We start from the raw sequence: 18,960 nt of genomic DNA, 5'->3' as shown, positions 1-18,960 counted from the left end.
TGCTTTGAACCGTATAGCTGTGTTACGATACGCCACAACCTCGCTCAAAGGAAAAACTCCCCATGGACCAGACCGCGAAGACCCCCGCCGAGCTCGTGGCGCCGGACAAGCACCCCACCGGGCTCTACATCCTTTTCACCACCGAGATGTGGGAGCGCTTCTCCTACTACGGGATGCGCGCGCTCCTGGTCTACTACATGACCAAGTCCCTCTTCCTGCCCGAGAACTCGGGGCACGTGTTCGGCTACGAGTTCGTCAAGCGGACCCTGGAGTCGATCTTCGGCCCGCTGACCACCCAGGCCCTCTCCTCCCAGATCTACGGCTTCTACACCGGCTTCGTGTACCTGGCCCCCATCATCGGAGGCACCATCTCGGACCGCTGGCTGGGCCAGCGCCGGGCCGTGGTCGTGGGCGGCGTGCTCATGGCCATCGCCGAGTTCATGCTCATGAAGCAGAGCCTCTTCTTTCCGGCGCTGCTGCTGATGATCGTGGGCAACGGCTTCTTCAAGCCCAACATCTCCACGCAGGTGGGCAACCTCTACCCGGCCGGGGACCACCGCCGCGACCGGGCCTTCAGCATCTTCTACGTGGGCATCAACGTGGGAGCGACCCTCTCCCCGCTCATCGCCGGGACCCTGGGCGAGAACTACGCGCCTTACGGCAGGTGGGGCTTCTGCTCGGCCGGCGTGGGGATGATCCTCGGGCTGATCGTCTACCTGTGGGGCCAGCGGCACCTGGCGCCGGACAACGTCATGAAGCAGGCGGCCTCGGCCACGCCCAAGGCGGTCACGCCGCTGACCCCGGAGGACATGAAGAAGATCTACGCTCTCATCGTCCTGTGCCTGCTCAACATCCCGTTCTGGAGCGTCTACGAGCAGCAGGGCAACACCATCGCCCTCTGGGTGGACGCCAACTGCAACAGGCACATCTTCGCCTGGCTGGAGGGCTGCCGCTGGCTGCCCTTGGCCATGGTCAATTGGGAGATGCCGGCCACCTGGTACCAGTCCTTCAACGCGATCATGATCGTGGTGTTCACCCCCGTCGTCCTGGCGTTCTGGCGCTGGCAGGAAAAGCGCAAGACCGAGCCCTCCAGCCTGGCCAAGATGGCCATCGGCTGCATCCTGCTGGGGGTCTCGTTCGTGGTGCTCTTGCCGGCGACGCGCGTGGTCGATGCGGGAGGCCAGGCGTCCCTCTTGCCCATCACGATCTGCACCGCCATCTTCACGCTGGGCGAACTCTACCTCTCGCCGGTAGGGCTCTCCTTGGTGACCAAGCTGGCGCCGCCGCGCATGGTCTCCATGCTGATGGGCATGTGGTTCATGTCCAGCTTCTTCGGCAACTACCTCTGCGGCTACATCGGGACCTACTGGCTGAAGATGTCCCACGAGAGCTTCTTCCTGATGCTGATGTCCTTGGCCTGCGGGGCCGGGCTGTGCATGTTCGCCCTGCTCAAGCCCTTGAAGAAGGCCATCGGCCACGGGCACGAAGAGGCCGTCGACGTCTGAGGCAGCCGCCTGAAGACGGTGTTAGTGGACGCTCCCCGCTTGGGGCGCCTGGTCCTTGTGGAGCTCCGGCTTCTTCATGGGCTTGGCCGCAGCGTGCTCCTCTTCTGAAGAGGCCGGCTCCTCTTCCTCCGCGGGCTTCTCCTCCGCGGGCTGCTCCTCCGGCTCGGCGGACTCGGCGGGCTCGCCGTCTTCTCCATCGGGAGGCGCGGCCTTCGCCTTCTTCTTGGCGGGCTTCTTCTTTTTCTGTCCCGGAACGATGGGGTTGCCGTGCTCGTCGAACTTGTAGGCGTGGTGCTCCTCGGCCGTGAGCGCCTTATAGGCCTTGTACTTGGACTTGCTGTAATCGTAGCCCTTCTTCTTGCGCTTGGCTTTCTTCTTCTTGGGCTTGGGCTGATCCGCCTCCGCGGACTCCGAGGAGCCCTCCGCCTGCGCGCCCACGAGCGGCGTCGCGACCGCGGCGGCCAAGGCCAGGATCAACAGCCCCGACAAAATCCTCAAGAGTTTCATGCGTTTAGTATAGAAACCCGCCCGGCCCGGATTCAAGGATGGGGTCAGGTCTTGACATTGGACATTGGAGGTCAAGAAGCTCATGATTCCCAGGGGGCGGAACCCGAAGTGTCAAATGTCAAGACCTGACCCCCTAATAGACGAACATCTTGAGGGCGTGCACGCCGCCGCCGCCCTTGATGAACTCGGAGACGTCCACCGGCACGACCTCCAGGCCCATGGCCGCCACGTGGCGCGCCGCGTTGGACGCGCCCCTCTGCATGAGCGCGGTCTTGCCTCCGATGACGGCCGCGTTGCAGGCCAGCTGCCGCAGGGCCTCCGGCTCCGAGGCCGTGACGATGACCGGGAAAAGCCGGAAGATCAGCTCGAGGCTCGCCGCGTCGAAGGCCGAGGGGTAGATCAGTACGGCCTCCTGGGTCAGGGGGCAGAAGCAGGTATCGAGGTGGGGGAACCTCTCGTTGACGAGCTTGAGCAGGATCACGGGCGTCGCGAACAGGCGCGCCACCTCGTCATAGGCCCCGGCGTCGGAGCGGAAGCCGCACCCCCCCCAGATCAGGCGCCGGCCCGGATGCCAAAGGGCGTCTCCGGCGCCCTCGAAGGTCAGGCCCTGGTCCTTGAGCGCGGCCACCCGGTAGCCGGCCTCCCGGAACCAGCCCTCGAAAGCCGCGACCTCGCGGCGGCGGGATGGGTAGCGCATGGAACCCAGCACGCAGAGCCGTTCCATCTTCCCGGTGAGCCCCGCGAAGGTCTGGTTGGCGCAGAAGACCATGTCGGCCAGGCCCGCCGTGGCCTGGACCAAGGCGACCTCCAGGCCCGCCGCGATGAAAGCGTCGTGGAGCTCGACCCACTGCTTGCGCGCCAGATGCGGGTTGATGCGGCCCGAATGCCCGGGGGAGAACGGGTTGCGCTCGTCGCGGGCCTCGTAGTGGTCCGGCGGACACATGAGGACCTTGGACGGCTCGGGCACGGCGACGCAGTTCTTGACCGAGAAGCCCTTGAGCTGCGCGACCGCCTTGTAGACCGTGTCGCTCATTGAGAAGATGTTAGGATATTTTCAGGCATAGTTCGCCTTCCCGAACTCCAGGGCGAACTCGTCGGCGGTGCCCTGCCACTGCCGCGGCGCGGCTCCCAAGACGCGCCCGCTGATGCGGCCGGCTGCGCCGGCTTGCCATGACCAAGCTTCTCCGACGACGATGCCCGGCCGCGGCCCCCATCGGTGCGCCACCGGGAGGAAGAGCAACGGCCGCCCGCGCGCCAGGACCCGGCCGGCCAGGTGCCGGAAAAGCCGCCGCCGCCAGGGAGTCTCGCGGGGCCACTCCTCTTCCAGGGCCGCCCACGCCGCGGTCTGCTGCTCTTGCGTCGACCCCAGGGCCGACAAGCCCGCCGCCAACGCCTCCCGCGCCTCCGGCTCCAGGCGCCCGGTCTCCGCTGAAGACTGGCTCAGGGCGGAGCCGGCCCAGGGATGCCCGGCCGCGGCGGACACGATCCAGCCCTCCAGCATGCGCCAGGCGCTACGCCGCAAGCCCGGCCCCAGCGGCCCCTCGGCCTCGAAGCGCCGGAAGCCCTGGTCCGTCCGGAGCCGGCGCAGGACCTCGGCCGGCCGGCCGCGCAGAGGGCTGGCCCGACGCTGGGCCGCGATCCACTCCCGCGCCGTGTAGAGCATGCGCGCGGTCGCTGGAGCTCCTCCGGACAAGGACATCACCACTTCCCCTCCCTCGCGCAGGCGCCGGTCGAGCCGCCAGGCCAGCCGCGGCCAAGCGGCCTCGCCCAAGATGAGCGAGCTCAAGCGCCCGCGCGTGAAGGCCAGGCGGTCCAATCCCAAGTGATAGAGACCCATGACGCCGGCATAAAAGCCCTCGGCGGCCAGGCCGGCCGTATCCAAGGCGAAAGGGTCCACGGCCACCACCAGCCGGGGCCGGCAGGGCCGTCGGCGCACCGCGCGCAAGGCCAGGAACGCGTGGCGCATCAGTTCGAAGTTGAGGTGCCCCAGGTCACCGAGGACCGGAGGATGGGAGATGAAAGCCAACAGAGCCGGCGCCTTGCCGGTCTCGGCCTCCAGCGTCCTCGCCTCGGCCGCGGCTCGGGCCAGGGCCGGGGCGTCCGCGTCGAACGGGTAGCACCGGCCTCCGGCCAGCCGGCGGTGGATCGCGTCGTGGATGGATAGGACGAGGTCCGCGGGCAGCAGGTCGAAGAGCGTCCGCAACAGGCTCCCGGCCAAGTTGCACGGGGGCTCAAGCAGCGAACGCGCCAGCGGGGTCTTGCGCGGCAGGACCGTCCCTGCCCGCGCCAAGGCCCGCTCGCCGGCCTGAGCCACGATGCTCATGAGGTCCTGGGCGGTTCCAGTCGGGCGGACAGGATACGTATACATTCGGGAGTAGTCCTAACAGACGGCAGTTGGCGGATTCTAACATAAAATGATAATCTCTCCTCATATGCGCATCTTCATAGCCACGATTCTCCTGTTCTTGTCCAGCGTCTCCCGCGCCGTCGGGGCGGCGGATGCCAAGCTCGGTTATGTGGTCAGGGTGGATTCCAGCTCGATAATCCTCGACTACAACGACAAATCCGGGGCCGCCGTGGGGCAGAACTTCATCGTGTTCAAGGAAGGCGACGAGCTGAAGCACCCCGTCACCCACGCCAGCATGGGACGCATGGAGGTCAAGGTCGCGGAAGGCACCCTCAAAGAGATCCTCCCGATGTATTCCGTCGGGACCTTCTCCATCCTCAACGCCCCCGCAGGGACCATCTCCATCAGCGATCCTTCCCAGCCCGTCACCCCGGGGATGCGCACGCGCCTGGAGCCCCTGGCCGCCACGCCGCCCCAGCCCGCGGCGGTCGTGCAGCCCATCATCCAGATCTCCAAGGTGGCCGAAGCCCTGGGCATGACCGCCAAACGCGAGCCGCGCTGGCGCGGCCCCGCTTTCGACTACCAGGCCACGGCGCTGGCCATCGGCGACTGCCGGGGCGACGGCAAGCTGGAGGCCGCGGTCTCAGACGGCCGCAAGGTCTACCTCTATGCCTACCCGCCCGCAGACGCCAAACCCCTGGCCGTGTTCTCGGCGCCGGGCACCGCTCCGAGGATCTACTCGCTGGAGGCCGCGGACCTCAACGGCAACGGCCGCGCCGAGGTCTTCGTCTCCTACTTCAACGACGCATTCAACCGCTTCGAGACCAAGATCCTGGAGTTGGACCAGAAGGGGGAGTTCGTCCAGGTCGCCGAGCTTCCCTACTTGGTCCGGGGCTACCAGGACTACAAGGGCGCGCGCCATCTGGCGACCCAACAGATAACCGAGGACGCGTCCTTCCCCTTCGGCGCCATCTATCCCCTGGCCTATCATGACGGCAAATACGGCCCGGGCAAGCCCGCCCTGGATTTCTCCAAGCGCAGGGTGGACTGGCTCTACGACTTCGACTTCGTGACCCTGGACAACAAGCCGGCCACGGTCGACGTGACCAACACCGAGCTCCTCCGCGTCCGCTTCCCGAAAGGCTCCTGGAAGACCTCGGAATCCTACTGCCAGACCCCCAACCGGGTGCGCTGGACCGGCGATCGCATGCTCCATTTCCGGCCGGCCATGGCGGTGCGCTACGACGACAAGGGCTTCGCCGGTCTCTACGCCATCAAGAACATCGGCGCTTTGGGCACCTTGGCCTCCCCCTTCGGGATCTTCGCCCGCGCCGAGCTGCACCGGCTGGATTGGAGCGGCCTGAGCATGGCGCCCACCTGGGTGGCGGAGCTGGGCGGCTACTCCACGGGCCTGGCCTTGGTCCCGTCCGCCGGCGGCTCCCAGGAGCTGGCCGTCATGGTGGTGGGCACGGCCGGACGGTCCTCCATCTGGGCTTACGAGCCCTGAGCCGCGCGGCGCCATGAACCGGAAGAAGATCCTCATCGTCGACGACGACGCCTCCATCCGGGAGATCCTCTCGACGCAGCTCTCCCGCCTGAGCTTCCAGACCGCGGCGGCCGCGGACGGCAAGGAGGCGGTGGAGCTCTTCAAGTCGGAGAAGCCCGATCTGGTGCTCATGGACATGATGATGCCGGTCCTCGACGGGCTGGCCGCCTGCCAGCAGATCCGCGCCCTGGAGAAGAAGGGGACCCGGGTGCCCATCCTGTTCTTGACCGCGCGCGACACCCGGCACGACCAGATCAGCTCGGCCTTGAGCGGCGGCGACGATTTCATCACCAAACCCATCAGCCTGCAGGAGCTGCGCGAGCGCGTGGAAGCCGCCTTGGCCCACGCCAAGCACAAGCCGGCCCCATGACGCTGAGCGGCGTTCTTGGCCTCGCCTTCCTGCTCCTGGCGGGCGGCGTTCAAGCGGCGCCCGCCCCGGCGATGCCGTCCGCGCTGACCCTGCAGGACAAGTCCTTCGGGGTCCTGCTGCTCGGAGTCGGCGGGGGGCGGGACTGGCAGGACGCCCTGGCGGCCATGACCAAGGCCTTCGCCGCCCAGTTCCCGCTCGCCTTCGCCGGGGACTCGGCCGACGTCAAGACCATCCAGGCGGCGGTGGACCGGCTTGAGGCCGAGCACGTCAAGAAGCTGGTCGTAGTCCCCCTCTACGCCGCTTCGCGCTCCCCGCTCATGGAGCAGACGCGCTATCTCTTCGGCGTCAGCAAGGACCCCGCCGCCGAGTTCTTCGCGGCCGCGCACCGCCCCTCGGGCTACGCGATGGTGCGCCGCGTGCAGTTGCGCGGCAAGCTGCCCGTGGTCCTGACCACGGCCCCGGACGACGACCCTCTGGTCGTCGACGTCCTGACCTCCCGGGCCCTCAAGCTGAGCAAGCATCCCGCCGACGAAGCCTTGGTCCTGGTGGGCTTGGCCCCGGCCGCGGGGCCTCTCGACGAGACGGTCCTGGGCCAGGCCTCGCGCCCCAAGCCGCTTTCCAGCGAGGACGAATACCGCCAATTGCTCTCCTCCTTGGCCGAGCGGGTGCGCGCCCGGGGCGCCTTCAAGTCGGCCCAGGCCGCGGTCCTGCAGCCCAACGCCCAGCACCAGTCCGACCGGGAGCAGCACGATGCGGCGCTGCGCAACCTGGTCCGGGGGCTCAGCCGCGGCGCGCGCGTGCTCGTCGTCCCTTATGCGGTGACCGGAGGGGAAGCCGCGCCCATCATCACGCGCGCGCTGCAAGGGACGTTCATGCGCTTCAACGACCAGGGGCTCCTGCCGGACGAGCGCATGGTGCGCTGGGTCGCCGACGCGGTCCGGCGCGGGGCGGCCCTGCCGGACATGCGAGTCTACAAGGACGCGGGCCGGCCCCTGCCCGGGACGGTCAAGCCCATGAGCCTCAAGCTTTCGGGGAGCCAGCCATGAAGAACAAACACGCCTCGGACCGCCGCGACGTGCTCGACAAAGGCTTCGTGCGCCTGGTCGACGTGATGGGCGGCGACGCGGCGGTGCTCGACGCCGCGCGGGTGTGCTACGACAGCCGCTCCAAGGGCGAGACCCAGGACCGGCGCCTGATCGTCTATCTGATGAAGCACGCGCACCTGACCCCCTTCGAGCACGCGGTCTTCAAATTCCACGTCTCCGCGCCGATCTTCGTGGCCCGCCAATGGTTCCGGCACCGCATGGCCTCCTACAACGAGGTCTCGGGCCGCTACACCGAGGTCAAGGACGAGTTCTACATCCCCGCGGCCTGGCGCTCCCAGGACGCGGTCAACAAGCAAGGCTCGGCCGCGGCGGCCGGGCTCGACCACGAAGGGCTCTCCGCGGCGCTGGCCGCCCAAGTCCGCTCGTCCGTGGCCGCGTATCGGAAGATGCTCGCGGCCGGCGTGGCCCGCGAGCTGGCGCGCCTGGTCCTGCCCCTGAACCTCTACACCCAGTTCTATTGGACGGTCAACTGCCGCAGCCTCATGAACTTCATCTCCCTGCGCGCCGACGAGCACGCCCAGTGGGAGATGCAGCAGTACGCTTTGGCCCTGGCCGGGTTCTTCCGCCTGCGCATGCCCTGGACATGGGAGGCGTTCCTGGCCCACGCCTGGAAGGGCCGCAGCCCGGCCTTCGGCGAGCCGGTCTCGCGGCCGGCGGGAGGCCGGCCGTGATCCGCGCTCTCCTATCCGCCGCGCTCTGCGCCGCCCCCGCCTCCGGACAGGAGGCCGGCGTCGTGCGCCGGGGGACCATCGACCAGGTGGTCAACGTCGTGGGCACCGTCCTGCCCATCGAGGTCTTCCGGCTCAAGTCCACCATCGAGGGGCGCGCCGCGCGGGTCTGGACCAGCACCGGCGTCTGGGTGGACTCGGACCAGAGCCTGGGCATCCTCATCAACAAGGAGTTCGCCGCGCTCAGCGACGCGCGCACCAGCACGGACCAGAGCATCCTGGAGGACCGTTGGCAGACGGTGTACCAGCCCTCCCGTCTGCGCTGCCCGAACACCTGCTATATCCTCAAGGCCTTCGCGCGCTCCAACGCCTGGGTCAAGCCCCGGACCTTGCTCTTCGAGGCTGCCTCCCACCTGCGCATGACCGGGTGGGTCCGGCCCGAGGACGCCCACCTGGTGCGCGACGGGATGACTCTGCAGTACTGGGCCGTCAAGGACCCCAAGAAGCGCTTCAGCACGAAGATCTCCCATTACGTGCGCGATGTCCAAGGGCTGAAGGTCCAACCGGGCGGGAACTTCACGCTGGACACGGTCATGGGGCCCGAACATTTCTTCCCGCCCGGGACGCAGTGGGCGGGCGTCGTGGTCCCGGCCAAGAAGCCGAACGTGCTGATCGTGCCCACCCACGCGCTCATCCGCTTCGGCGACGACGTCTACCTGCCGGTCAAGGTTTCCACCGGCACCACCACCCCGGACTGGACGGAGCTGAGCGCCGGGGCGGAAGAGAAGAGGGCCTTCCTCGACCTCTCGGACGCGCAGCTGCGCGAGGCGCAGCGGCACAAGATGGAGGTCGACCTCTCTTTGCCCCCCCAGGCTCCCCAGGCCGGGGAAGCGGAGGCGCCCTCCGCCGAGGAACCCCGCAAGTCCCGGCGCGGCGAGAAGGGCGGCGAGGTTCGCGAACCGGACTCCAACCTGGGCGAAGATCCCTATTCCGAATGACGAAATCCGTCTGCCTCCACGCGGCTTTCCTGCGCAGCCCCCGCGAGAACCCTTGGACCGGCGGCCTCGACCCTGAGGACTCCGCCTACCCCTACGGCGATCAGGCCAGCCGCGCCCACGCCGAGTGCTACGGCCCCTTCGCATTCGACCCGGTCCTGGACCGGGACGGCCGCGTGCAGGGCAGCGCCGACCTCTACGCCTCGCTGAGCTTCAGCTTCTCCCCCCTCCTGCTGGCCTGGCTGGAGCGCGCGCATCCCGAGACCTACCGCCGCATACTCGAGGCGGACCGCGGCTCGGCCGGCCGCCTGGGACACGGCAACGCCCTGGCCCAGCCCTATGGCGACGCGCCCTTGCCGGGCCTCTCCCTGCGCGACAAACGGACCGCGCTGCGCTGGGGCCGGTCGGATTTCCGGCAACGCTTCGGCCGGGCGCCCGAAGGGCTGTGGCTGCCCGGCATGGCCGCCGACGAGGAGACTTTGGAGGCCGTCATCTCCGAGGGCTTCCGCTTCACGGTGCTGCCGGCCCGGCTCGCGGGCCGCGTGCGGGTCGCGGGCGGCTCCGAGTCGGACTGGAAGGAGGTGCGGCCCGAGCTCTTCAACCCCACCCGGCCCTACCGCTGGCTCTCGCGCCAGGCCCCAAGCTCGGAGCTGGCCGTGTTCTTCCCCCACGAGCGCCTCGGCGCCGCTTTGGCCTCGGGGGAGGCCCTGCGCGACGGCGAGACTCTGTGGCGCGGGGTCAAGGCGCGCTTCTTGCCCGACGACTCGACCCAGCTCGTGCACGCCGCCCAGGCCGGCGAGCTCTACGGCCTCGAGCTCAAGGGCGCTGCCGCGGTCCTCGGCCAGGCCCTGCGCAATCTGGAGGCCGACGGTCTGCCCGCCACCAACTACGGGGCTTTCCTCGACCACTTCCCTCCGCCCCAGGAGTTCGGACTGGCGCCCGCGGCCCCTCCCCAGGAGCCGGCCTGGCGCAGCGGCCTGCGCCAGGCCCTCCAGCGCCTCGCCGAAGATTTCGACGCCTTCTTCGCCGAGCGGCTGGGCGCCTGGCTCAGCGACCCCTGGGAGGCCCGGGACGCTTACGGCGAGCTGCTCTGCGACTCCTCCGCGCGCAGGGCCGATGAGTTCCTCTCCCGGCGCAGCCGCCGCCACTTGAAGCCCGCCGAGGCCCGGGCGGCGCTGAGGCTCCTCGAGCTCCAGAGGCGCCGGCTCCTGATGCTGGCCGAAGCCGACCATGACAGCCGCGACATCACGGACGCCGAGCCCTTGCAGGCGCTCAAGAACGCTTGCCGCGCCTTGGAACTCGCGGCCGGACTGGGCCGAGACTTGGCGCTGGGCCTGCGCGAGCGGCTCGCGGAAGTCAAGACCGTCTCCGGCACGCCTCCTGATTCCGCGCAAGTCTGGTCCCGGGAAGTGGCGCCGGCGGCCGTGGACTGCGCCCGCGCCGCGGCCCATTTCGCGATCCTGGAGCATCTGGGCGTGGGCGAAGCTCCCCGGCCGACGCCCCGGCCGGGAGAGCGCTTTTCTTTGCTGCGCAACGCCGTGCGTCGCCAGACGATCCCTCTGCCCGCCGGCCGGGACCCGGCATGGTCTTGGCATTCCTTGGCCGTGCGCGACGCCGAGAGTCTGCAGACGAGCCAGGCGGCGGTCTGCGTGCACCGGCTCGAACGCCTGGACCTGGCGGCCTGGGTCCTGCCGGCCCAGGAGGAGCCGCCCGAGTTGGCCGCGGCATTCGCGGCCGCGCCGGCCGAGGAGTTCCGCGCCGAGCTCTGCCGCCGCTTCGGACAGGCCTTCTTCACGCTCGACGCGCTCATCGGCAAGGAGCGCCTGCAGGTGCTGCGCTGGCTGATGCCGGACCCTTCGGGCAGCCGCCCCCGGCAGGCGTTCCTGCGCGATTGGGCCGCGGCCATCGGCCGCTTGCGGCGCGGCGAGGACTCCGGGGACGGCCTGCTGGAGCTGCTGCCGCGCTGCCGCGAGGCGGGGGTGCTGCCTGACCAGCTGCCCTGGGCCGCTCTGGCGCGCGGCGCGGCCCAGGCCGCCTTGGAGGATTTCCTCGCCTCGGGCGCGCGGCCCGACCTGGACCAGGCTCTGCGCTGGCTCTCCGCCGCGGAGCGCGTAGGCCTGCATCTGGACCTCTTCGCGCTGCGCAGCCGGCTGCTGGTCTGGCTGGGCCGGTCGGTCCCTGATGCCGATCCCGTCGTGCGCGACCTGACCCGGGCTCTGGCCGAAAAGCTGGGCCTGGCGCCGTCTTTGTTCACTTCCACGGAGGCCTGCCCGACATGACCACGAGGACGATCCGCCTGCGCGACGCCGAGGAGGCCCTGGCGATCCTGGGCGACCAGGACTCGCACCTGCGGCAGATGGAGGCGGACTACGCGGTCGAGCTGATCCTGAGCCAGGAACCGGACTCCGAAGCCCTGAGCCTTCTGGTGCGGGGCCCCTCGGGCCGCGTGCAGAAGGCCGTGCGCCACATCCGCGCCCGCATCGAGTCGGCGCGCACGACCGGCCGCGAGCATCCCGGCCGGGCGCGCCGCCTCGCGCACGCCCCGGAGCCGCTGCCGCACGACGCGGTCCTGCGCGCGCACGGCGGCCATGTCATCACGCCGCGCACCCCGAACCAGAAGCAGTACGTCGAAGCCATCCAAGGCCACGAGCTGGCCTTCGGCATCGGCCCGGCCGGCACGGGCAAGACCTTCCTGGCCGTGGCCTGCGCCCTGCGCGCCCTGGAGGCGCGCCAGGTCCAGCGCGTCATCCTGAGCCGCCCGGTGGTCGAGGCCGGAGAGCGTCTGGGGTTCCTGCCCGGCGACTTCCTGGAGAAGGTGAACCCCTACCTGCGGCCGCTCTACGACGCTTTCCACAGCATGATCGGGCCGGAGCGCTTCCACGCCTGGCGCGACGCGGACGTCATCGAGATCGTGCCCCTGGCCTACATGCGCGGCCGCACCTTCAACGACGCCTTCATCGTGCTCGACGAGGCGCAGAACACGACCTTGGGCCAGATCAAGATGGCCCTGACGCGCCTGGGAGAGGGCTCGCGCATGGTGGTCACCGGCGACATCACGCAGACGGACCTGGCCGAGGGCACGGCCTCGGGCCTGGTGCGGGTCATGGACATCCTCAAGGGCGTCGAAGGCGTGGCCTTCCACCACCTGACCGAGGCGGACGTGATCCGGCACCCCTTGGTGCGCAAGGTCATCAAGGCCTTCGCCCGGTGGGAACAGGGCGCATGACCATACGGGTCTTCGGGACCTCGCTGCTGCCGGCCTCGGCCCGCAAGCCGCGCGTCATCATCCAGGTCTGCCGCCGGGTGCTCAAGAACGAGAAGGCAAGCCCCGACGGGGAGCTCAACGTGGTGCTCCTGGACCGGCGCCGGATGCGCGTCCTGAACCAGCGCTTCCTGGGCCATGACCGGGACACGGACGTGATCGCCTTCTCTTACGCCGAGGACCCGGGACCGTTCAAGGGCGAAAAGCCCTTCGGAGACATCTTCGTCTCAGCCTTCCAAGCGCGCAAGCAGGCTTCCCAGCAGGGCCATCCGGTGCTGACCGAGGTGCTCTTCCTGACCGCCCACGGGACCTTGCACCTCCTGGGCTACGATGATTCCACCTCCCGTCGGCGCGCCGCCATGTTCAGCAAGCAGGAGCGCGCCCTGCAGGGCCTGCCATGAAGAGATGCCCCTACTGCGCCGAGGAGATCCAGGACGCGGCGATCATATGCCGGTTCTGCCTTTCCCATCTGCCCGCGGCTACAGCGGCCCAGGAACCGGCGCCGCCGAAAGTGGACCTGCCGCCGAGCCCGGCCGCGCCCGTCTTGCCGTCGAGCCCCGCCGAAGCCGCCCCGGCGCCGGACCCGTTCGATGATTCTCCGCCCCCCGCCCCCGACCGGATGAGCCTGACGCAGGCCGTCATGGTCGCCTCGGTGCTGGCCGTGGCGGGCTATATGCTCTTCAGGCTGGTCCACGTCTCCGAGGCCCGCCGGGTCAGGGCCAGCGACGCCAACCTCTCGCTCTACCGCGCCATACCGCAGGCCGAAGATTCGCGCGACCGGATCCTGACGCCCCCGCGCACGGACAGCCAGGGCAACCCCCTCTTCAAGGAGGTCGCCTTGCCGACAAGGCCCCTCGATGTCATGGCTGAGAAGCAGGCCCAGTCGCGTCAGTACTACCTCGCGGGCATGGTCTACTACAGCAAAGGCGACTACGCGCGGGCCAAGACGGAGTGGGAGTCGGCCCTGGCCCTCGACCCGGACAATCTCGACGCCAAGGCCGGGCTCGAGCGGGTCCGGCAGCTCCTCGGCGAGAATCCCTAGGGCCGCGGCTGGGCCAGGCCCCGGCCGATGCCGGCGCCGATGCCGAGGCCCAGCAGCCCGAGGGCCGGTCCCGCCGAAGACTCGGTGGCCCGGGCCAGGAGTCCCGCGACGAGAAGCCCGAGCAGGCCGCCCGCGAGGAAGCCGAGCTGCTCCCGGCGGCCGCTGTAGCAGAGCTCGCCGACATACGCGCCCGCGAACTTCCCGATGACCCAGCCTCCGGCGGCGAGGATCGGGCCGGCGATGCCCAGGGCCAGCCAATGGCGGCCCGTCCGGCCCTGGTCCGCGCCCGAGCGCAGGAAGGCATGGGCCGTCACCCACAAGGACAGAAGCAGTCCAAGCCAGGGACCCAGGCGCCCGCCGACGTAGAAGCCCCGGTCCTTGCCGGAGGCCGCCATCAGCGCGCCCGCAGTCCGTCCAAGGCGGCGAGGACTTCCTCGCTGTGCTGGTCGGGACTGACGCCCATGAACACCCGCGCGATCACGCCCTTGGGATCGATGATGAAGGTGTTCCTCTTGGCGAACTTGACCACCGCGATATCGGTCAGCGACCCGTAGCGGCGGGCGACCTTATGGTCCGCGTCGGAAAGGACCTTGAACCGCAGGCCCTCCTGGGCGCAGAACTTCTTGTGCGATTCCACGCTGTCCAGGCTGATCCCCAGCACGACGGCGTTCTTGGCCGAATAGAGCTTCTCGTCGCGCTGGAAGCCGTGAGCCTCTCGCGTGCAGCCCGAGGTGAAATCCTTCGGGTAGAAGTACAGGACCACCCACTTGCCGCGCAGCGCCTTGAGGGAGACCACGGCCCCGTCCTGCGCCGGCAGGGAGAAATCCGGGGCCTCGGAGCCGGCTTTGGGCGCCGAAGCCGCTTGCAAGACCGCCGGGACGGTGAGCAGGCAGGCGGTCCCGAATAAGACGGCACTCGCAACGGTTGGGATGGTCATTGGGCACCTCCTAAGATGATGATATCACAATGGAGCCCGCGGGAACGCTTGCCGCCCTCGGGAGCGATTTCTGTTACTATATTCCCAGGAGGAGCCATGTCCCCCGAAAAAAAAGAAGCCCAGGGCGTCGTCTCACGCATACTCGCGCTGAAGACCGTGGCGGTGGTCGGCTGCTCGCCCAAGCCCGACCGCCCCAGCCACCGCGTGGCGGACTACCTCCAGCGGCAAGGCTACCGCATCGCGCCGGTCAACCCCGGCCATAAGGAGATCCTGGGCCAGACCTGCTATCCCAGCCTGGCCGCCATCCCCTTCCCCGTGGACGTGGTGGACGTGTTCCGGCGCTCCGCAGAGGTCCTGCCCGTCATAGAAGAGGCCGTCCGCATCAAGGCCAAGGCCCTCTGGCTCCAGGACGGCGTCACCCATCCCGAGGGCGAGGCCAAAGCCCGCGCCGCCGGGCTGCTGGTGGTCTCCGACGACTGCATGCTGCGCCAGCACCGCGGCCGACATGCCGCTGACGAGTCTTAGCGTCCCTCGCTCGGGACGTTCTCCAAGGGATACACCTTCGTCCTCAAGTCCGGCGACTCCCGCGCGGCCGGGGCGATCACCGTGGCTCCCCGCGATTCGACCCGGTGGTAGGTCAGCCCCTTGGTCACGCGCAGCAACTCCAGAGCATCCCGCGCGGTCACGTCGGTCAGGAAGGCGGTCACGCGCACGCCTTCGAGCCCGTCGGCCAGGATGAAATTGAGCCCGGCCTGGCTGGAAACGAGGTCCAGGAAGGCGGTCAAAGGCGCGTCCTTGACGCGTATCGTCACCCGAGCCTGCATCGGGTCGGCCGCCTCGGCGGGCAAGAGCACCTGATAGGCCCGCCCCGGCTCGACCTGGCCCGCGAATGGCTCGGCCGGAGCATCCATGATGGTCTCCAGGAGCGAGTCCCGGGCCCCGAATATCTCGCGACCGGCCTCGGAGGCGGCCGCGGCCTCAAGCTCTCCTGAGCCGGCCCAATGCTGCCAGGAGCAGACGACCCCGCGGCCGTCGACCGCTACGACGTAGCCGTCCATCCCCCGGGTTCCGAATCCGGCCCCGACCCGGCCGACCCAGGACGCCAACTGCTCCAGCGGGGTCTTTTCCCGGAGCCGGCCCAAATAGAACCTGGTCGTTCCCTGCGGGCTCGCCCAGGAGGCCGTCCCTCCGGCCACATCATAGGGAGTGTCCGCGAGCAACTTCCCTATATAGGGAATGGCCGCGTTGCCGCGGCTGCGCGGCTTGTCGAACAGCCGCCAATGGGCGGCGCCGTAGGCTTCGCCCTCCCGGGTCGCGCTATCATCGCGATAGCCCCGCTCTGAAGCGTAGACGACCAGCGCCAACTCGGCCGGGACCTCCGGGCCGGAGCCGGCGGGCGGCAGAGCGGGCAGGTAGGCCAGGCCGCCATGCCGGCCCAGCCAGGCCCGCGTCCTGACGACGAATGGCGCCAAGCGGCTCAAGAAACCCGGCGCGTCCAGTCCCGGCCGGGACACGCCTCTCCAGACGCGGTAATAGGGGACTTCCGGCGGCCGAGGCTCCTGCGCCGAAGCGGGATCGCAGGCCGACCAGAGCAGCGCTGCGGCCAAGCCGATCATCGCTTCATGATACAACACACGGAGCCGCCGCAAGCGCTGTCAGTCCCCGGGAAAATGCTCCAGCAGCTTCTCCGCCACCGCCAGCCCGACCCGGCCCTGCCCCTCGATGGTCGAGGCGCCGAGGTGCGGCGTGAGGACCACGTTGCCCAATCCCAGCAGGGGATGGTCCGGCCTCAGCGGCTCTTCGTCGAACACGTCGACGGCCGCGCCGGCGAGGCGGCCGGACTCCAACGCCTTGACGAGCGCGGCCTCGTTGACGATGCCGCCGCGCGCGCAGTTGATGAGGACGGCGCCCTTCTTCATGCGTTCGAACCGGGCGGCGTCGAGCAGGTCTTTGGTTTCCGGACCGCCGGGCACGTGGATCGAGACGAAGTCGGAGGCGGCGAGGAGCTCATCGAGCCCGCGGAGCTCGACGCCGGCGGGCGCGGCGCTGTTCATGTCGCGGCGGCAGGCGAGGACGCGCATCCCCAAGGCCCGGGCGCGGACCGCGACCTCGGCGCCGATGCGGCCCACGCCGATGAGGCCGAGCGTCTTGCCGGCGACTGAGAGGCCGAGCCCCTGCGCGACCGCGAACATCAGCGCGAGCGCGTGCTCCGCGACCGACACGGTCGCGGCCTCGGGGGTGTTCAACACCGCCACGCCGCGGGCCGCGCAGGCCGCCGCGTCGATGCCGTCGAGGCCGGCGCCGCCGCGGACCACGACCTTGAGGTTCTCTCCAGCCTCGACGACCGCTTTGGTGATCTTCGTCGCGCTGCGCACCACCACCGCCTGGCAGGGCGCGATCTCCTTGACCAAAGCCTCGGGCGTCAGCCCCGTCTTGACCACGACCTCATGCCCCGCGGCACGGAGCTTCTTGAGCCCCTCTTCGGCGATCGGATCGCACACCAGGATACTCATCCATAAGACTTTAGCACGCGGCGGTCAAGCGGTTGTCAACCCCCCGCGAGCCCCGGGACGCCGCCGGCAAGCCGCGTCAATCGAAAACCGGCGCCAGATAGACCACGTTGTTCTTGCCGCGCTCGCCCTTGACGACATAAAGCGCCCGGTCCGCGGCCTCGATGAGCTTCTGCATGGGCCGGCCCTCGGCCGGCACGGCGCTGGAGACCCCGAGGCTCGCCGTGGCGTAAGGGCCCGCCGTGTTCCTCTCGTGCGCGATCTTGAGGGCCGCGAACCGCGCCCTGATGGACTCGGCGATCTCCAGGGCGCGGGGCCCGTCGGTCTCCGGGAGGAGGAGGATGAACTCCTCTCCCCCGTAGCGCGCGGAAAGATCCCCAGGCCTTGAGGCGTTGGCCGTGAAGACCCGGGCCAAGGCGCGCAGGCATTCATCCCCGGCCTGGTGGCCGTAGGTGTCGTTGTAGAGCTTGAAGCAATCCACGTCCACCATGATGAGCGCCAGCGGCCCGCGCTCCCGGCCGAGACGCTCCCATTCCTCCTTGAGACGGCCGTAGAAGACGCCCCGGTTGCAGAGGCCGGTCAGGACGTCATGGTGGGCCAGGAACTCCAGCCGCTCGTTGGCGGCCTGCAGGTTGGCCGTCCTCTCGGCGACCATCGCCTCGAGGTTCCGGGAATAATTCTCCAGCTCCCGCTTGGCCTTTTCCAAGTCGGCGATCTTCTTGTTGAGTTGATCGTCCCGCGCCTCGATCTGGACGAGCATCATCCCGATCGACTCGGCCAGGGCCGCGAGGGCCGGGGGACAGCGCCCCGGAACGGTCAGCCCGTAAAGCTCGTCCGCCGCGATGTCGTGGTCGCCCGATGCGATCTTTTCAACGAGGCTCTGGAGACGCTGGACGGAGGATTCGATGGAGAGGGCTTCCGGCATGGCGGATACTCGCTTGGCGTCCGCGACCATTGTACCATTCCCCGGGAGCCTCGGGACTCCGCGGGCAAAAAGCTAGAATAGGGCCATGCGCAACCCCCTGCCGGACGAGATCTACCTGCGCCGCACCAAGCCGGTCGCGCCGGACATCCGCGCCGAGTACTTCCGCGACCAGACCAAGATCATCCACTCCTATCCCTTCCGGCGCCTCAAGCACAAGGCCCAGGTCTTCTACGCCCCGGACAACGACCACATCTGCACGCGCATGGAGCACGTCCTCCACGTGGCCACCATCGCGGCCACCATCTGCCGGGGCTTGAACCTCTCCGGCGGGGACTGGGCCCTGGAGTCCGAGCTGGCCTACGCCATCGGCCTCGGCCACGACCTCGGCCACGCCCCCTTCGGCCACGAGGGCGAGAAGGAGCTGGCCAGCAAGCTCGGGGCGCCCAAGGCCTTCATGCACGAGCTCAACAGCTACCGCGTCGTCGAGCACCTCGCCAACCACGGCCAGGGCCTCAACCTCACCTACGCGGTCAAGGACGGCATCATCTGCCACAACGGCGAGGACTTTGACCAGAACGCCCTCAAGCCCTCCCCGACGCCCAACGACCTCGAGAACATCCACGAGCGCGCCTACATGCCCTGCACCTACGAGGGCTGCATCGTGCGCCTCTCCGACCGCATCGCCTACCTGGGCCGGGACGTGGAGGACGCCGTCACCGCGGGCTTCATCACCAAGAAGGACCTGCCCCGGCGCACGGCCAAGGCCCTGGGCGAATCCAACACGGACATCATCAGCACCCTCATCGCCGACGTGGTCGCCGCCTCGGCGCGCTCCGAGAGCGTGGCCTTCTCCCCGGAGAAGCACGTCCTGGTCCTGGAGCAGGCCAAGTTCAACTACGAGCGCATCTACTACCACCCCCGGCTGGTCAAGTTCCGCCGCCACATCCGCGCCGTCATCCACAGCCTCTTCGACTACTTCATGGAGCTCTACGCCAGGAACGGCACGGACTTCAAGGCCTACGCGGCCATGGACTTCGAGGTGGACCGCAACTTCGGCCACTATATCGAGCAGCTGCGCCCGGTCTACGAGAAGGAAGGCTATCCGGCCAAGACCATCGTCACCGACTACATCGCGGGCATGACCGACAGCTTCGCTCTGGAGGGCATGCGCCAGATCTCCTTGCCCGTGCCCCTGCACTTCCCGCGCGGCGGCAGGCCGGTCTAGCCGGCTGCTGATAAA

20 protein-coding genes are annotated in these 18,960 nt (G+C 69.0%); 12 read left to right on the top strand and 8 right to left on the bottom strand.

Translation table 11 applies throughout. The features are described from left to right. The first annotated feature begins 62 nt into the window (after positions 1 to 62). On the top strand, positions 63 to 1,505 hold the full coding sequence (locus tag NTY77_19620; protein MCX5797705.1) for a peptide MFS transporter: 1,443 nt from the start codon (positions 63 to 65) through the stop codon (positions 1,503 to 1,505). 21 nt (positions 1,506 to 1,526) lie between these two features. On the opposite strand, the gene NTY77_19615 is transcribed toward NTY77_19620, so the two are convergent. The 3 genes from NTY77_19615 to NTY77_19605 form a co-directional block, all read right to left on the bottom strand. Further along, positions 1,527 to 2,012, bottom strand: a complete 486-nt coding sequence (locus tag NTY77_19615) for a hypothetical protein (GenBank protein MCX5797704.1) — start codon at positions 2,010 to 2,012, stop codon at positions 1,527 to 1,529. 133 nt (positions 2,013 to 2,145) lie between these two features. Beyond that, the gene (locus NTY77_19610; GenBank protein MCX5797703.1) at positions 2,146 to 3,045 is read right to left on the bottom strand and encodes an arginine deiminase-related protein; all 900 of its coding nucleotides are present in this window, start codon (positions 3,043 to 3,045) and stop codon (positions 2,146 to 2,148) included. Positions 3,046 to 3,066: 21 nt separating this feature from the next. Then, positions 3,067 to 4,335, bottom strand: a complete 1,269-nt coding sequence (locus NTY77_19605) for a hypothetical protein (GenBank protein ID MCX5797702.1) — start codon at positions 4,333 to 4,335, stop codon at positions 3,067 to 3,069. Positions 4,336 to 4,444: 109 nt separating this feature from the next. Between NTY77_19605 and NTY77_19600 the strand changes: the two genes are divergently transcribed. From NTY77_19600 to NTY77_19560, 9 genes are read left to right on the top strand one after another with little or no spacing between them, the layout of a single operon-like run. Continuing rightward, positions 4,445 to 5,866, top strand: coding sequence for a VCBS repeat-containing protein (locus NTY77_19600; GenBank protein MCX5797701.1), 1,422 nt, complete (start codon positions 4,445 to 4,447; stop codon positions 5,864 to 5,866). A 13-nt stretch (positions 5,867 to 5,879) separates the two neighbouring features. Beyond that, positions 5,880 to 6,275, top strand: a complete 396-nt coding sequence (locus NTY77_19595; protein ID MCX5797700.1) for a response regulator — start codon at positions 5,880 to 5,882, stop codon at positions 6,273 to 6,275. Further along, entirely contained in the window at positions 6,272 to 7,321 is a 1,050-nt protein-coding gene (locus NTY77_19590) for a hypothetical protein (GenBank protein MCX5797699.1), read from the top strand. Before NTY77_19595 ends, NTY77_19590 begins: the two co-directional genes overlap by 4 nt. Further along, positions 7,318 to 8,052, top strand: a complete 735-nt coding sequence (gene thyX, locus NTY77_19585) for an FAD-dependent thymidylate synthase (GenBank protein ID MCX5797698.1) — start codon at positions 7,318 to 7,320, stop codon at positions 8,050 to 8,052. The genes NTY77_19590 and thyX overlap by 4 nt, the downstream gene beginning before the upstream one ends. Beyond that, positions 8,049 to 9,047 (top strand): hypothetical protein, encoded by a 999-nt coding sequence (locus tag NTY77_19580; GenBank protein ID MCX5797697.1) that lies wholly within the window; start codon positions 8,049 to 8,051, stop codon positions 9,045 to 9,047. Before thyX ends, NTY77_19580 begins: the two co-directional genes overlap by 4 nt. Then, positions 9,044 to 11,323: a DUF3536 domain-containing protein gene (locus NTY77_19575; GenBank protein MCX5797696.1), complete on the top strand. Its 2,280-nt coding sequence runs from the start codon at positions 9,044 to 9,046 to the stop codon at positions 11,321 to 11,323. Before NTY77_19580 ends, NTY77_19575 begins: the two co-directional genes overlap by 4 nt. After that, positions 11,320 to 12,270, top strand: coding sequence for a PhoH family protein (locus NTY77_19570; GenBank protein ID MCX5797695.1), 951 nt, complete (start codon positions 11,320 to 11,322; stop codon positions 12,268 to 12,270). The genes NTY77_19575 and NTY77_19570 overlap by 4 nt, the downstream gene beginning before the upstream one ends. Further along, a complete protein-coding gene (ybeY, locus tag NTY77_19565) occupies positions 12,267 to 12,707 on the top strand; it encodes an rRNA maturation RNase YbeY (GenBank protein MCX5797694.1) in 441 nt (146 codons plus the stop codon). The genes NTY77_19570 and ybeY overlap by 4 nt, the downstream gene beginning before the upstream one ends. After that, on the top strand, positions 12,704 to 13,348 hold the full coding sequence (locus NTY77_19560) for a tetratricopeptide repeat protein (protein ID MCX5797693.1): 645 nt from the start codon (positions 12,704 to 12,706) through the stop codon (positions 13,346 to 13,348). The genes ybeY and NTY77_19560 overlap by 4 nt, the downstream gene beginning before the upstream one ends. On the opposite strand, the gene NTY77_19555 is transcribed toward NTY77_19560, so the two are convergent. Together NTY77_19555 and NTY77_19550 are read right to left on the bottom strand one after the other, a co-directional pair. Then, positions 13,345 to 13,743, bottom strand: a complete 399-nt coding sequence (locus NTY77_19555) for a hypothetical protein (protein MCX5797692.1) — start codon at positions 13,741 to 13,743, stop codon at positions 13,345 to 13,347. The genes NTY77_19560 and NTY77_19555 overlap by 4 nt on opposite strands. After that, positions 13,743 to 14,285 (bottom strand): peroxiredoxin, encoded by a 543-nt coding sequence (locus NTY77_19550; protein MCX5797691.1) that lies wholly within the window; start codon positions 14,283 to 14,285, stop codon positions 13,743 to 13,745. The genes NTY77_19555 and NTY77_19550 overlap by 1 nt, the downstream gene beginning before the upstream one ends. Positions 14,286 to 14,381: 96 nt before the next feature. Here NTY77_19550 and NTY77_19545 point away from each other — a divergent pair, with 96 nt between their 5' ends. Next, positions 14,382 to 14,810 (top strand): CoA-binding protein, encoded by a 429-nt coding sequence (locus NTY77_19545; GenBank protein ID MCX5797690.1) that lies wholly within the window; start codon positions 14,382 to 14,384, stop codon positions 14,808 to 14,810. On the opposite strand, the gene NTY77_19540 is transcribed toward NTY77_19545, so the two are convergent. The 3 genes from NTY77_19540 to NTY77_19530 all read right to left on the bottom strand — a co-directional run bounded on the left by NTY77_19540 (position 14,807) and on the right by NTY77_19530 (position 17,720). Continuing rightward, positions 14,807 to 15,901, bottom strand: a complete 1,095-nt coding sequence (locus NTY77_19540; protein ID MCX5797689.1) for an STN domain-containing protein — start codon at positions 15,899 to 15,901, stop codon at positions 14,807 to 14,809. The genes NTY77_19545 and NTY77_19540 overlap by 4 nt on opposite strands. A 39-nt stretch (positions 15,902 to 15,940) precedes the next feature. Next, positions 15,941 to 16,798, bottom strand: a complete 858-nt coding sequence (locus tag NTY77_19535; GenBank protein MCX5797688.1) for a hydroxyacid dehydrogenase — start codon at positions 16,796 to 16,798, stop codon at positions 15,941 to 15,943. Positions 16,799 to 16,874: 76 nt separating this feature from the next. Further along, positions 16,875 to 17,720 carry a diguanylate cyclase gene (locus NTY77_19530; protein MCX5797687.1) on the bottom strand — a complete coding sequence of 282 codons (846 nt, stop codon included), beginning with the start codon at positions 17,718 to 17,720 and terminating at the stop codon, positions 16,875 to 16,877. Between the two features lie 85 nt (positions 17,721 to 17,805). Here NTY77_19530 and NTY77_19525 point away from each other — a divergent pair, with 85 nt between their 5' ends. Then, entirely contained in the window at positions 17,806 to 18,945 is a 1,140-nt protein-coding gene (locus tag NTY77_19525) for an HD domain-containing protein (protein MCX5797686.1), read from the top strand. Positions 18,946 to 18,960: the final 15 nt, after the last annotated feature.

The sequence above is a fragment of the Elusimicrobiota bacterium genome, assembly GCA_026388095.1.
Taxonomy (GTDB): Bacteria; Elusimicrobiota; Elusimicrobia; order UBA1565; family UBA9628; genus UBA9628.
Note: the sequence above shows the minus strand (reverse complement) of the source record. Positions and strands in the feature narration are given on the sequence as shown.